We start from the raw sequence: 14,436 nt of genomic DNA on the forward strand, positions 1-14,436 counted from the left end.
GAGCAGTATGATTTTGGGCAGCGTGATGTCATGCAATGGAACGTCTCGGAGAACAATTTCGGGCAATGTAATGCCGAGCGGTGCAATGTCACGCAAAGTAATGTAAAGCGATGTGGTGTCGAGCAGTATGAAGTTTCGAGCAGGGTCATGTAAGGCAGTGGGGTGTCGGGGAGTGCGGTCTTGGTCTTTTCAACGCCGCATCGTCTTTAATATCGTGCGTTGCATTTTCGCGCACTTCAGCTTGGGGATTTGTGGCTTCGGGTTTATATAAAATTTTCACGATGCTGATCGCTTCAAAAATCGGCGATTATAAAAAATGCCGGAGCAGACTTGTTCCGGCATGGCTTAAGTTTAAATTGAAGTTTATCTATTCAAGCACTTTTTTGGAAGCAATTGTTGAATCGGCATTGAGTTCGTAAATCATGGGAACACCTGTTGCGAGCTCGCGTTTGACGATTTCTTCGCCGCTCAAGCCTTCCAGTGCCATGATGAGTGCGCGCAATGAATTGCCGTGGGCGGCAACGAGAACCGTTTCTTCCCGCAATACATGCGGCTGGATGTTGTGAAGGTAATAGGGCCAAACGCGTGCACCTGTATCGCGCAAGCTTTCGCCACCCGGAGGTGGGACATCGTAAGAACGGCGCCAGATGTGAACCTGCTCTTCGCCCCATTTCTTGCGGGCGTCATCTTTGTTGAGGCCGGAAAGGTCGCCATAGTCACGCTCGTTCAACGCCTGATTTTTGATTGTTTCAAGCTTTGGCTGGCCCATTTCATCCAGAATGTGCTGGCAGGTATGTTGTGCACGTTGCAGAGCGGATGTGAAGGCAATGTCGAACTTCAATCCTGCTGCTTTCAATTTTTTCCCGGCAGAGATTGCTTCTTCCAATCCTTTTTCAGAAAGATCAGGATCTTTCCATCCGGTAAAGAGATTTTTTAAGTTCCACTCGCTTTGTCCGTGTCGAACCAAAACCAATATTCGCGACATTCTTTCCTCCTTGATAGGGGTTTACTCAAGTCAATTAATCATTAAGGCCTAAAACATCGGCCATGGAATAAAGCCCATGCTTTTGTTTGTGCGCCCAGAGTGCAGCCTTCACGGCACCATCGGCAAAAATCGAGCGATCCTGTGCAAGGTGCGAAAGAACAATGCGCTCGTTATCACCGGCAAAAATTACCGAATGGTCACCGACTACAGTGCCGCCGCGCAAAGACGAAAAGCCAATTGTACCGGCTTTTCTTTCGCCTGTATGACCGTCACGGCCGCGCACGCTCACATCTGCCAAATTCTGGTTGCGGGCCTCTGCGGCTGCTTTACCTAAAAGCAGCGCTGTGCCGGAAGGCGCATCAACCTTTTTGCGGTGGTGCATTTCGGCAATTTCAATATCGTAATCTTCCATATCCAAGGCTTTTGCCGCTTTTTTGACGAGCTCTGCGAGCAGGTTTACGCCAAGGCTCATATTGCCTGATTTGACAATTGTTGCATGGGCGGCAGCCGCTTTGATTTTCTTTTCATCGTCTTCGGAAAAACCGGTCGTGCCGATCACGTGGACAATGCGTGCCTGCGCGGCATAGCCTGCATAAAGCACACTTGCCACCGGACTGGTAAAATCAAGCACACCTTCGACTTTTGCAAAAACCGGCAAAGGATCATCGGTAATGGTAACGCCAAGATTTGCCTGACCGATAAGAATGCCTGCATCTTTTCCGATGAACGGAGAGTCCGATTTGACAATGGCACCTTGAAGTTCGACACCATCAATCCGCCCGATTGCCGAAAGCAGTTCTCTTCCCATTCTACCATCAGCACCAACCACAGCCAAACGCATCGTTTTCTCCTGTCCATTATCATCGGGAAATCATTTTCTAACGTTTTATCCGATCGGCAGGAAAATGAGAAGAGCTTTAACCGGTGAATAAAGCGGCATCCTGTTTTTTAAAAAACATTCGACTGCCGAATTTTGAACGCCGGTTTATGTCATGCCGATTTGTCTTGGTCACAATTCCGTTTTTCTTTTTTGCTTTCTTCTTTTGAGGTGGTGAATTTGGCAATTTGAAAAAAATTTTATGGAATGTTTTCTTGAGTAAAACGGGTGGCCGAGCCGGATGTTTTATTCAAAAAAAGCCGCGCTTTTGTTTTTCTCCCAGGAGTCAGATCGTTCGGTTTGATCAAGAATAATATTTCCTGACCAGTGAATAATAAAAATAAACTTATGGTTTAAAATTCTAAAGAGTTCAATCACATTAGTAAATTGAAAGGAATGGAATATCATTTATATTGATCATATCTAAACAGGATAAACGTGATTTTTAGATTTATCGAAAGAATGATCGGGGAATATATTGATATTAAAATTGGAAATTTTTCTAAAATTTGAATTTATATGTGAAATATACTATATTAACAATGGCATTAATGAATAATGTCGATCGGGTCCATAAAGGCAGACATGATGGCTGTCATTTCCCCCCTTCATTTATGCATCAAGTGGGGTGGTGCGTAAGAGGTGACGAAAATGATAAACACATCCTATTCCGCTTATGGCATCAATCAATTTTCCAATCAGAATACGACTACAACGTCCAAAGGTAAGGGAACAGATACAGCAAACTCGGTTGCAGCCGAAAAGTTGAAACCTGCCCGTATCAACGTGACAGATGATGCCGAGAGTTTTAAAGGGCTTTCGCGCAATCTACTTGCTGAAATCATGGCGAATAAAGATGGCCTCTATACAGAAGACCAGCAGGATACAGCAGAGTTCTTCATTTATGAGATGGGCATGGATGAATATACGAGAGTCTATCAGGCGACTGGTAGTCATAGAGCTGGTTTCGAGGCGTTGATAAAGTTTAAAGATCAAGCTGGTCCTTTAGAAAATCAGACGTTCCAATGGGCAAAAAGGCGCGCGAATGCGGTTGTCATTTACGAGAACTATGCTCGAAGCGACGGTGTTATTGCCAAGGATTATGACATCGGAAACAGTCTCTATAAAAAGTTGAAAGCTTTCTATATTCGCATGTCTAACGAAAGTTCTATTGCTTTTCTCTCTGGTCGGGAAATGCCTGATCTTTACGGTGATCCGGAATATAAAAAGATAAAATCGGATTTTTATGCAGAAAACAGAACCGGCTTCAAATTTACTGTTTGAGACGGTTCCAGGTCTTCATCAGCAGAAGTTGTAGTTGTTTTGATTGTCTCACGCTCCGGTTGAGCGTTTTTCGATTTGGCTGTCGGGTAGGGACGGGATGTTATCAAGCAATCGAAAGGTCAGGATAAGTATAAAAAAGCGGTGGTTCATTGGCGTGATCTCCTTCGTCTTTTAACCGGATAATTCCGCCTTGACGTTCAAACGAAACGACCCTGTCCGGATAATTTACCGAAACAATCCTGCTTTTCCATTTCATTGATGCGCCCCAGTTCGGATAATTTTCAGGAACAATTTGGCGCTCCGATTTTAGAGATGAAATCCTATAGAAGCGTCATTGGTAAAACTTCTGCTTTGAATAGCTTAAAAATTTTCGCAATCCGTGGTTTCTATCTTTTAAGTGCTTGCCGTCTTTTGCACGGATTTTAATTCAGAAATAAAATGCCTTATGGAGTATTTTTCCGTAAAGCCTTAATTCGTTACCTGTCAAAATCTATGAGAAAAGAATTTGCTGTCTGTTAAAATCAATTTGGTAAAGCGTGTCTTTTGAGATTGAAGCGCAACAGTTGCAGAATGCACGGCTTTGCCAAAATTTGTTTTATCAGAACTCGTATTTGAGTTTGACACCGCCACCGCCACCTTGGCGGGCGCCGACATAACCCTGACCATCAACATTGATTGTCAAAGCCTTGTTGTCTCTCAACGGGTTCATCTTGAAGCCTGCTTCAAAAATACCGGTCGAGCCTTCAAGTGACGGTTTGTGCAAATTGAATTCATGAGCTTTTGCACCGACATCGCCTTCAAACTCGTAATCATAGGTTGCGCCGATATAAGGCTTGAACCAGTCATTATATTGATAGGAATAACGGGAGCCGAGCTCGATACGTGAACTTGTTGCACTGTCGAAATGCAATTGTTCGGCGTCGATCTTAACTGTGTCGCTTTCCATACGCGTCCATAAATAGCGGCCATAGATATCAAGGGCACGCCGATCATCAAAGTTGAAGACATAGCCGCCCGTGACATGACCACCAAAATAGTTGGCCGTGCTGTCATAAGAACCGTGATAGTCGACCACCTGTTCTTCAAGACCGAATTTTCGACCGGCAGTAAACTTCCCGTCCGACTGGCCAAAACGCAAGGATGCATCAAGATAAAGCCCGTCCGTTTCGTCGGGTTTCAGGTTTTTTATCCGTCCAAGGCCAGTGCCGGCAAATTCGACACGGGCGAGAATGCCACCGCCCTTATAATCGCTATCGCCATCACCATGGACCGAAGCAAAACGGTCGAAGCTGTTATAGGTGTCATAAGTGCCGCGGCCATATTCAAAAAATGCGCCGGTTGTCACTTTATGACCACTTTCAAGGTTAAAGCCGAAAGCAAGTCCGGCAATCATATTGAAACCGTCAACGCTGACATGGCTTCCGGTTTGATAACGGGATGAAGAACCGCCGGTGATGATAAAGGGAACATAAAGCGGATGATCGAAGCGGGCATCCGTCCTTGCTGCGAGGCCGGCGATTGTGCCCATGCTGTTGGCAATCACATCGGAGCCTTGCGAAACAAAGGCGAGGCTTGCTGCACGACCTTCCGAATAAGCCTTCGACTGAGGGTTCAATTGTGCGGCCGATTGTCCCGGATTGTTGTTTCCTGTGCCTTGATTATTTCCGCCATTATTATCGGCGCCATTGCCTCCGGTATTATTGCTGCCACCGTTATTATCTCCACCACTGGCGTTGCCACCGTTGTGATCGCCGCCACCGGTATTATCTGCGCCACCAGTGTTATCACCGGTATGATCATGACCGGGAGTATTATCGGTTTTCTGGCTAAATTGCAGAACGAAAGCGGTGTTATCGCCAGCCTGCTTTTGCTTGAGGGTTGTATCGTAAAAGATAAATTGCCCTTGTTTGAGTGTATAGGCTGTCGGTGTCCAGTTGCCGCCGGATTTATCAATCATGGTCACCATATCGCCAGCCATAAATCGCGGACCATTCGGGTCAAGACCGGCGATAGTGTGTTTGGTATTGGTTAAATCAACCGGTGTACCGCCATCGGCAATTTTTATTAGCTTATCGCCATTTTTTACATCCGCCGGCAAAGTCCAGTTATAATTTTCAAAATTATGGATACCGGAAACGGTTCCGCGGTAACCGTTGAGATTGAGAGTATTGCCGGAAAAAACATCGGCATCAAGGTTGTCTTTACCGTCGCCATTAAGGCTGCGACCACCCCAGATCGAGCCATATTCGGTGACGTTTCCTCTCTCATCGCGTTCGCCAATGACAATCTGGTCGCCGTTAAGGGTTACACTATTGTGGTTGGCATTGCCGCCGAACCCGACCTCGCTGTTGATGAGATGATTTTTGTCGTTAAAGTGCGTACCGGCTTTTCCACCTTGTGAAAGACCGCCATAAATATCTTTATTGATTGTGGATTTTCCCGAAATCTCAATTCTATTGCTACTGACATCGCCGGCATCACCACCCTTGCCGCCGTTTTTGTCAATGCTTTTGCTAATGTCGCCAAAGCCGCCGTCTCCGCCAATGCTGATGCCGCCATAAACCCCGGATTTATGATCGCCATTAGGGGCTGTTTTCGTGCCATAAAGTGTCACGTCGGTCAAACTGATACGGTTATTGGTGACATTGCCACCTTTGCCACCATTACCATTGGTTTGTGTTGCGTCATATCCTATTCCGCCAGAACCACCGACACTTGCACCACCATAGATACTTCCGCCGTCCGAACCGCGAATGCCGGACCCTTCATTGCTATTGTTTTCGCCTTCGATTTTTCCGGCAGCGCCGCCAGCACCACCGTGAAGTTCTACCCGTTCAAGGATAATGATATTGCCACTCACAGTACCGGCATTGCCACCAATGCCGTTTACCAATCCCCCTTGCGAACCATAACCACCGGCGCCACCAAGGCTGATCCCGCCAAAAACGCTGCCGCCGCCAGTTCCGCCGGCACCGCTTCCCCCCATACTGACGCTCTTGTCGCCTTCTTCGTCCAAGATTGTAATCGTATGGGAGATTGACCCACCGATACCACCCGCATTGCCATTCAATGTGGAATCGACAATCTGTATCCGGTTATTGATGACATCGCCGCTATCGCCACCATTGCCATTATATTTTTTTGAATTCGAACCGTTGCCACCACCGCCGCCGGTACTTAAACCGCCAATAACACTGCCGCCGCCTATGCCGCCAATGCCGCCACCCTGGCCGCCATTGCCGCCAATGCCACCATTCAGTGTTGTGTGATCGAGAGAAATAATATTGTTGCTGACAACTCCGCTCGCGCCGCCATTGCCGCCGGCACTCTCGCTATTTTCTGTGTTTAATGCTGCGTCACCGGCACCACCGGCACCCCCCATGGAAAGACCGCCAAAGACCGTACCGCCGCCAGCGCCGCCGGCACCACCACCACTTGTTGTGCTCGAGCCGCCAGCGCCGCCAGTGCCTCCGTCAATTGTTACATCAACCAATGTAACGTTATTGGATTTTACATAATCGGCAATGCCTCCATTACCGCTCGACGTTTCAGCCGCATAGCCGGAGCCACCGGCACCACCGATGGTCATGCCGCCAAAAATCAGACCACCGCCCATGCCGCCAACGCCACCGCCACTATTGGGTGCGCCATCACCGCCTTTACCGGCATTTCCGCCTGTGATTGTTACATGGGTCAGAATGAGTTCGTTGTCATGGATAGCGCCACTATGACCGCCATCAGAATTCGAGGCGCCGCTACCTCCGGCAAAACCACCACCGCCGGCAATTGCCAAGCCGCCTCCGATTATACCGCCGCCGAAACCAGCCGTTCCGCCACTCCCGTTATCGCTTAAGGTCGAGCCGCCATTACCGCCATCGGCTCCGGTCAAAGTTACATCCGTTAAAATAACGTGGTTATCGGAGATGACACCCGTTGAACCACCCTGACTATTATGTTGGGTTCCGTTATAACTGATGCCGCCGGCACCGCCGATAGAAACACCGCCCAAAACACTTGCACCGCCAAAGCCGGCGGCACTTCCACCGGCTTTCGAACCACCATTGCCGCCTTTGCCGCCATAAAGGTCGGTTTTTTTCAAAGTAACATAATTGCCGCTTATGTCGCCTCCGCTGCCACCATTTGAACCATCGGCGGTTGAACGTGTTGACCAAGCTCCGGCACCACCGACACTGATAGCGCCAAAAACCGAACCACCCCCCATGCCGCCAACAGTGCTTCCACGATGGTTGTCATCGGGTGAACTATTTCCCTCACCGGCATCGGCGCCATGAATGGCGACATTATCAAGGGTAACATGAACGCCCTTGATGTAGCCGCCATTTCCTCCCAAGGCCACATTCGTGCCATCATAAGCGGTACTCCCCGGGGCGCCTGCACTGAGGCCACCAAAAACCGAGCCGCCTCCCATGCCACCAAGTCGACCGGCTTGTTCGGCATTTGTTGCTTTGTTTCCGGCACCGCTCCAGTCATATTCAACATCTTTGACTGATACGGTCGCTCCTGTGTTAGAGGCTCCGTCAATGCCATTATTTCCTGTGACATTATCTTGCACAGAAGCAAAGCCGTAGACATTATAGGGAGCAACAGTGTTTTCCCAATGCGTTCTTTGCCCTGCGACTGCCCCTTTAACGGTCATTATATTGGTTTCATCACTCGTGCGCGGGAGAAGGCTCATGCGGGAAGCATTTATATCTGTCGGATCCGCGGTTAAAGCCGTTTGATCTGTGCCGTCATAGGTAAGCTCTTCAGCTATCACCGCTTGCAGTGTCATACCCGAAAGAGCCACACTTATAAGCACAATGCGCGAAGTCGCATTCAACAAAGCCTTTGCAAGGCGGATGTGTTTAGTAGAAGAGCGCATTACAATTCCTTATTTTTTCATGGGCCAAGACCCGCATCCCCGACGGTAGAGAAAGCGCTTTTATCTGCCAAAAGTGGATAGATGTTTGGCGCATGAATCAAACAGAAATTTACCGAAAGTTAACAAAAATTAAAAGTCAAAAATGAGCAGGGGATTTTTTCGGGAAAATATTTGAATATGAAAATAAAGCTGAAAAATAGTACAATATTATAAAGGATATCCGAAAAATAAGCCTGAGGTTAAAGAATTCACGTCGGTTTTTTTAAACAAAACGGGTAATGTGGATTATCTCATAAAAATTCGAGCTGCCGGAATAATTGAAAATATCAAGAATTATAAGAGTTTAAACAGCTATAAAATAAAAAAAGTTTCTGTCGAACAGGTTTATAGACTAAATCCCGATTGGGGAAAAATTTTAATATATATATTAAATAAATGCGATTATAGATTGTATATACCTTGATATAGCTTGTTTAAAATGGAAATATTACGGAATCAATAATTTAGAGTCCAATAATATCAATATCACGTGACAAGGGGCAGTTGATTTAAAAACAGATATCACCCCGACCTTGATAATATTTTAGCCAAAGAAAACGATCACCTTCAGGCAGCAGAAAACAAATCGGTACGATATTACAAGCCGCTCACCGCCCATCAGGTAAAGTCATCTTTGAATGAAGGTCGTCCGGAAGAAAAATTCGCCCGGGATACAAAATCCATTGATACAAAATCCGCTTATACTTTGAAGCTTGCCCTCCGATATCGATCAGTGCCTGTTGTTTATCAAAGCACACGCCAAACGGTGAAAAATTGTTTTTTATTGTGTTCAACGCCCGCATGTGTTTGCCCGTTTCCCCGTCGGGTCGAAAGGGCTTTCCGGATAAAAACGTTATTTGGTGGTTTTCACAAAAAAGCGGCCTTCCATATCAAGCATGAAACGTTCCGGATGGCGGACATAAGATTCCATGCCCACAAGAGCAGCACGAGGATGGGTTAAGACAAAAGTTGGAATGTTTTCCAGAAGCTTTTCATGGGGTTGTTTATGGATAAAATTCCGGCGGAACAGGTTTTCATCAACAAGTGACAGCATTTCCGGCAGAATGCCACCGCCAATATAAACGCCACCTTCGGCTTTGAAAACCAGGGCGAAATCACCGGCCAATCGCGCCAGATAATTGATAAAAAATTGCACTGCTTCGTAAGCCTGATTTTCGATGGCGCGATGGGGGTGGACGAGACGTGCTTCGGCTGTAATTTCTTCAGGCAATTCGATAGGGGCTTTCACATTGCGCATAGCGCAAATTGCGCGATAAATGTTTAAAAGTCCGCGCCCGCTTAATAATTCCTCGGCGCTAACCCGACCGATGATTTTTTTCAAAAACGGGTAGAGGGCGAGGTCTTCGTCGCTTTGCGGGGCAAAGTCGATATGCCCGCCTTCACCTTCAATCGGGATATAACGGCCGTTCAAATAGATAAGTCCGGCAATGCCGAGCCCCGAACCGGCTCCGATGACAACTTTCGTCTGATCTGTCGCGGTGGTTATTTTGCCGATCGGTTCAAGATATTTTTCGGGCAGAACAATGGTCGAAAGTGCCTGTGCCTCGAAATCGTTGATTAAGAAAACTTCATTGAAACCGAATTGTTCGATGAGTTTTGCCGGCGAAATGACCCAGTTACAATTGGTGAGCTTGATTTCTTTGCCGGTAACGGGACCGGCGATAGCGAGAAACAGCGACTTCGGATGTGTTTTTATGAGCGGCAGAATAGCCGAACCGATAGCGTCCTCGATTGTTGGAAAATCATTAACTTTGCCGGTTGCAATTGCCATTTGTTCTCCGGCCTGATTGAGGATCAGCGAAAACCGCATATTGGTGCCACCAATATCGCCGATAAGAACAGGAAATTCCAGATTTTGATTTTGCATGAACCTTTCCCCGTTTTAGTGGTTGCCGTTTTGATGGTTGCCGTTTTTGTGGTTGACGTCGTAATGGTTGTGTCGGCCGTTATAATTTTTTTAACCGGAACAAAATTGCAAAGCAGGTTTTATTTAGCCGGTTTTTCCGGTGCGTCCAAAACCGCCGTGCATTCCTTCGGCAATTCCGAAACCATCATAATATGCGGCTTCGGTGGTGTGGTGGTCGTGGGCTTTTTGGGCTTTTTGTCGGCCCAAGGCTCATCGGTAAACCACCAGGCAAGCGATTTGTCGCACCCGTCACCAGCTGTCACTTTGGGTTGCGGCTTGCAATTTTCAGAACCCGGTTGACATTTCAACCGGACATGGAAGTGCCAGAAATGTCCCCAATAGGGGCGCACTTTTTGAAGCCATGAACGGTCGCCGGTCACCGTGTCGCATAATTGTTTTTTGATGCCCGGATGCACAAAAATGCGCTCGACTTCAGGGCTTTCTGCCGCGTCACGAATAAGCGCGGTGCGTTCGGGAGTCCATTTTTTCGGGTCGGCATAAAGCGAATCTTTTTTAAGCATAGATACGCCCTGCATGTTTTCTCTTTCTTCCCGACTTAAACGATGATCGGGCATGGGGGTGAGCCAGATATCCGCATCAAGCCCGATCTGGTGGGATGCGTGCCCGTTTAGCATCGGGCCGCCGCGCGGTTGCGAAATGTCGCCGATGAGGAGGCCTGACCAGCCATCTTTGGCTGCCTGTCGCGACAATTGTTCGATAAAGTGTATGGTTGCCGGATGCCCCCAGTTGCGGTTGCGTGAAAGCCGCATGACTTGCCAGTTGGGACCGTCGATCGGCAGCGCTACCGCGCCATTAAGACAACCCTTGGAATAAAACCCGATGGATTGTGCTTGACCGGTCGAGGGCAATTTGACATCGCCAAAAGCCTGTTTTGCCGGTTCGTCACTATGGGCAGCCGCGATAGGCAGAAAAACCGCTGCCAATGTTGTTGCCAAAATCCGGTTGAATGACTTGAACTTTGAAGACATCCCTAACGCCTTTCGAACGCGCAAAATCTTTTTAAAAAGCACAATAATTTAAAAACGTGTCACCCACCTCAAGCGCCTAGCCGCCTTTTTTAAAAGGCGTGCTAGACTAGAGCTTTTTATCCCAAAGATTATCCTTCCACATTGCTTCCAACGCGGTTCGATAATCGGGATATTTCAGATTATATCCTGTTTTTAAAAGTTTATGATTCAATATTCTTTTATTATCACCATAAAAAGAACGTGCCATGGGTGACATATCGGCCTTTTCGAAGGGAACTTCTTCAAGATCGGTTACTCCTATCAATTTTGCCGCATAATGCATGACGACTTCAGGCTGTGCCGGTTCATTATCGACAATATTGAAAATGCCTTCACGTTTTGCCGAAGAAAATGCCTTGATAACACCGGCAATATCATTGACATGGATGCGGTTGAAAAACTGCCCCTTTTTGATAACAAGCGTTTTGTTGCCCTGACTTAATTTCATGAAAGGATTGCGCGACGGACCATAAATGCCGCCAAGGCGCAAAATGGCAACGGGGATATTGTGCTTGTTCCCGAAGGCCTGCCATTTTGTTTCCACTTCAAGGCGGGAAATATTGCGTTTAAGCGAGGGGTGACAAGGGGCTTCCTCGTCAATCCACCGGCCATCATGATTGCCATAAACGCCAATGGTGGAAAGATAGCCTATCCATTTTAACTCCGGCATAGATCCAAGAATGTCGGGCCGGTTCAAAACTGCATCGCTCATTGTCTCGTCGGGTGAAACCGAAATAACAAGACGTGTTGTTGTTTGAAGCCGTTCAAAAAAAGTCGGGGTCGGCTCGTCAAAAAGAAAGGGTTCGATATTGGCGCTTTCGAGAGAGGAGAATTTTTCTTTTGTGCGTGTTGTGCCGCAAATCCGGCTTTTTGTGGCAGAAGGCGCGGTGTCTGATGTGTTGGCAACATGGGCGCCATAAAGAGAGGCGAAGGCGCGAGCAGAATAGCCCGCTCCAAGCATCATGAATTGTTCCGGTGTTTTTTCGTTTTTCGTTATCCGTTTCACTCTTCCCATTCCTTTAACACATCGGGGTTTGAAGAGAATGTTATAGAACGCTTTGCCAATTCATCAAATTCGGCTTTTGTGAGGAGTTGTTTCAAGGCCCAGACAGCCATACCGGCAACGAGTGGGTCGGGATCCTTCAAATGCGGCTTTACCACATTAACAAGCGAGCGGTCGGCGCTGTTACCCGCAGCAATCAGACAATTGCGGATGAAGCGGTTGCGCCCGATACGTTTGACCGGAGAAGCGGTGAAAAATGAACGGAAAGCTGCATCATCAAGCTTCAAAAGAAAATCGAGCTTCGGGGCAATCAAGTCTTCACGTGCTTTGAGTTTGATTTCGCGTGTCGTTCGGGCAAACTTGTTCCACGGGCAGGCGGAAAGGCAATCATCACAGCCATAAATGCGGTTGCCGATGGCTTTACGGAAAGAAAGCGGGATTTGCTCTTTGAGTTCGATGGTCAGATAGGAGATGCAGCGGCGTGCATCAAGCTGATAAGGGGCGGGAAAGGCATGGGTGGGGCAGGCGGAAAGACAGGCGTGGCAGGAACCGCAATGGTCGACTTCCGGCTCGTTAAAGGGGAGTTCGACATTGGTGAAAATGGAACCGAGAAATAGCCACGAACCGAATTCGCGGCTCACAAGATTTGTGTGCTTTCCCTGCCAGCCAAGGCCGGCAAGTTGGGCAAGCGGTTTTTCCATAACCGGTGCGGTATCGACAAACACTTTGACATCACCCCCGAAACGCGAAACAAAGCGCGAGGCTATCTGCTTGAGACGCCCCTTTATCAATTCATGATAATCACGATGGCGGGCATAATAGGAAATATTTCCCGAGCTTTTGTCGGGTCTCTGGTGGAATTCATGTGCGTCCGGCCCGTAATTCATCGCAAGCATAATGACCGATTTGACTTCCGGCCATAAATTGGCAGGTTCCATACGCCGTTTGGCCGTCTCAAGCATCCATTCCATGGTGCCGTGATAGCCGTGGTGCAAGGCTTCGACAAGGTGATGGGCTGCTTTTTGATTGTTGGAACCGGTGATCGCAATGGCATCAAAACCAAGGGCTGCGGCTTCTGTAACCAGAAAATCCTTCAGTTTTGCTTTGTCGCTAGAAGTCGAGATCGGCATAATGCGTGCTCGGAGCAATGCCTCTTATGCGATCATTCAAAAGCGGACGGAACGAGGGTCTCGATTTGATGCGCATATACCAGTCGCGCGAGGCAGGAAAGGATTTCCAGTCGATTTCTCCCATAAAATCAAGGACAGAAAGTGAAGCGGCGGCCGCAAGATCGGCATAGGAAATTGAATTTCCGGCAAGCCAATCGCGCGAGGCGGAAAGCCATTCCAGATATTTCATATGCGGGCGAATATTGGCACGGGCATTGCGCAAGGTTTGTGAATCGGGCGCGCCACCTCCCTGTGCCAGCGGAATTTCACGTTTATAAATACGCTCGCGTACAATGTGACGAGTGACTTCACTTTCAAGCTTCGTTAAAAACCATTCGGTGAGGCGGCGCACCTCTGCGCGTTCGAGCGGGTTTTCGGGAAAGAAGCGCTGGTCGCGACGCAAGCCACCACGCGTTTCATCGAGATATTCATAAATGACATAGGCACCACAAAGCGGCACTTCCCGCTCGGCTAACAATACCGGTACGTTGCCTGCCGGATTAAGCACAAGAAACTCGCGCCGGCGCGCCCATTCATGCTCTTCGATAAGGTTGGTGGCAACATCATATTCGTTAAGGATGAGCCGCACAAAACGGGAAGAAGAGGACATCGGATGATGAAAAAGCGTTAGCATGACAACTCTGGGTTTTTAACAAACTTCAAAAGACCTTATAGAACCCATTTCGGGGAAGAACAAGAAAGGGAAGCACGAAGCGGAGCTGTTGCAATAGTCATGCTTAATCAATTGTAAAATACGACAAAAAATCGTTCTGCAACGTTAATAATTTTTAAAACGGAATGAACAAACCGGATAACTTAAGAAAAACCGGTCATGGGATGTCGCGAGGTTCAGGATATTTTGTTTTTCCCGCCAAAATTTTCTCGAGATTTCAACTTTAGGTAGTAGCCTTACCCGTAAAAAGTGTTTTTCGGACAAGGGCCAAAGCCGGTTTTTAAAAAGGGGATGATGGTTTTCGAAAAGATTTTTTAAAAATGCATGCAGGATTTTTTAAAAAACAGGAAGCGATTTTCCAAGAGCCAGTCCTTGCCAACAGTGTTTCAATGATGAGGCAATGACTGCAAATAATTTCATGCTTGCCAAAAAGGTTTTGTTTGTTCGTTGTGGCGCGCATTTTCAGCCGCCAGTTTTGAAAACGAAATCGGGCACAACTTGAAAGGGGCAAAACTTGAAATGGTCAAAACTTGAAAGGGGCGTAACTTGGAAGGGGCGAAACTTGAAAG

General features: G+C 47.5%; 10 protein-coding genes. 1 reads left to right on the forward strand and 9 read right to left on the reverse strand.

Annotation, left to right across the window (positions count from 1 at the left end):
• Window positions 1-367: 367 nt before the first annotated feature.
• Together H3V12_RS00095 and dapB are read right to left on the reverse strand one after the other, a co-directional pair.
• Window positions 368-985: a 2,3-bisphosphoglycerate-dependent phosphoglycerate mutase gene (locus H3V12_RS00095; RefSeq protein ID WP_075914011.1), complete on the reverse strand. Its 618-nt coding sequence runs from the start codon at window positions 983-985 to the stop codon at window positions 368-370.
• Between the two features lie 34 nt (window positions 986-1,019).
• Window positions 1,020-1,826: a 4-hydroxy-tetrahydrodipicolinate reductase gene (dapB, locus tag H3V12_RS00100; RefSeq protein WP_198211849.1), complete on the reverse strand. Its 807-nt coding sequence runs from the start codon at window positions 1,824-1,826 to the stop codon at window positions 1,020-1,022.
• 687 nt (window positions 1,827-2,513) lie between these two features.
• On the opposite strand from dapB, the gene H3V12_RS00105 reads away from it, so the two are divergent.
• Window positions 2,514-3,146 carry a hypothetical protein gene (locus H3V12_RS00105; protein ID WP_198211851.1) on the forward strand — a complete coding sequence of 211 codons (633 nt, stop codon included), beginning with the start codon at window positions 2,514-2,516 and terminating at the stop codon, window positions 3,144-3,146.
• A gap of 103 nt (window positions 3,147-3,249) precedes the next feature.
• Here H3V12_RS00105 and H3V12_RS00110 read toward each other — a convergent pair whose 3' ends face one another.
• The 7 genes from H3V12_RS00110 to H3V12_RS00140 form a co-directional block, all read right to left on the reverse strand.
• Complete coding sequence (locus H3V12_RS00110; RefSeq protein WP_198211852.1) at window positions 3,250-3,402, reverse strand: hypothetical protein; 153 nt, start codon at window positions 3,400-3,402, stop codon at window positions 3,250-3,252.
• 342 nt (window positions 3,403-3,744) lie between these two features.
• Window positions 3,745-8,028, reverse strand: a complete 4,284-nt coding sequence (locus tag H3V12_RS00115; protein WP_198211853.1) for an autotransporter outer membrane beta-barrel domain-containing protein — start codon at window positions 8,026-8,028, stop codon at window positions 3,745-3,747.
• Between the two features lie 892 nt (window positions 8,029-8,920).
• Window positions 8,921-9,955 carry a glucokinase gene (locus tag H3V12_RS00120; RefSeq protein WP_198211854.1) on the reverse strand — a complete coding sequence of 345 codons (1,035 nt, stop codon included), beginning with the start codon at window positions 9,953-9,955 and terminating at the stop codon, window positions 8,921-8,923.
• A 119-nt stretch (window positions 9,956-10,074) separates the two neighbouring features.
• Window positions 10,075-10,983 (reverse strand): penicillin-insensitive murein endopeptidase, encoded by a 909-nt coding sequence (gene mepA / locus H3V12_RS00125; RefSeq protein WP_198211855.1) that lies wholly within the window; start codon window positions 10,981-10,983, stop codon window positions 10,075-10,077.
• A 106-nt stretch (window positions 10,984-11,089) separates the two neighbouring features.
• On the reverse strand, window positions 11,090-12,028 hold the full coding sequence (locus tag H3V12_RS00130; RefSeq protein ID WP_343211706.1) for an NAD(P)-dependent oxidoreductase: 939 nt from the start codon (window positions 12,026-12,028) through the stop codon (window positions 11,090-11,092).
• Window positions 12,025-13,155 carry a tRNA epoxyqueuosine(34) reductase QueG gene (queG, locus tag H3V12_RS00135; RefSeq protein WP_198211858.1) on the reverse strand — a complete coding sequence of 377 codons (1,131 nt, stop codon included), beginning with the start codon at window positions 13,153-13,155 and terminating at the stop codon, window positions 12,025-12,027. The genes H3V12_RS00130 and queG overlap by 4 nt, the downstream gene beginning before the upstream one ends.
• Window positions 13,136-13,828 (reverse strand): glutathione S-transferase family protein, encoded by a 693-nt coding sequence (locus tag H3V12_RS00140; protein WP_198211859.1) that lies wholly within the window; start codon window positions 13,826-13,828, stop codon window positions 13,136-13,138. Before H3V12_RS00140 ends, queG begins: the two co-directional genes overlap by 20 nt.
• Between the last annotated feature and the right edge of the window lie 608 nt (window positions 13,829-14,436).

Source organism: Bartonella sp. W8167, from assembly GCF_016100335.1.
GTDB classification, from domain to species: Bacteria; Pseudomonadota; Alphaproteobacteria; order Rhizobiales; family Rhizobiaceae; genus Bartonella; species Bartonella apis.

Coding starts and splice junctions, on each gene's coding strand:
- mepA (WP_198211855.1), bottom strand. CDS start 10,983: ATGTCTTCAAAGTTCAAGTCATTCAACCGGATTTTGGCAACAACATTG.
- H3V12_RS00140 (WP_198211859.1), bottom strand. CDS start 13,828: ATGCTAACGCTTTTTCATCATCCGATGTCCTCTTCTTCCCGTTTTGTG.
- H3V12_RS00115 (WP_198211853.1), bottom strand. CDS start 8,028: ATGCGCTCTTCTACTAAACACATCCGCCTTGCAAAGGCTTTGTTGAAT.
- H3V12_RS00110 (WP_198211852.1), bottom strand. CDS start 3,402: ATGAAATGGAAAAGCAGGATTGTTTCGGTAAATTATCCGGACAGGGTC.
- H3V12_RS00105 (WP_198211851.1), top strand. CDS start 2,514: ATGATAAACACATCCTATTCCGCTTATGGCATCAATCAATTTTCCAAT.
- dapB (WP_198211849.1), bottom strand. CDS start 1,826: ATGCGTTTGGCTGTGGTTGGTGCTGATGGTAGAATGGGAAGAGAACTG.
- queG (WP_198211858.1), bottom strand. CDS start 13,155: ATGCCGATCTCGACTTCTAGCGACAAAGCAAAACTGAAGGATTTTCTG.
- H3V12_RS00095 (WP_075914011.1), bottom strand. CDS start 985: ATGTCGCGAATATTGGTTTTGGTTCGACACGGACAAAGCGAGTGGAAC.
- H3V12_RS00120 (WP_198211854.1), bottom strand. CDS start 9,955: ATGCAAAATCAAAATCTGGAATTTCCTGTTCTTATCGGCGATATTGGT.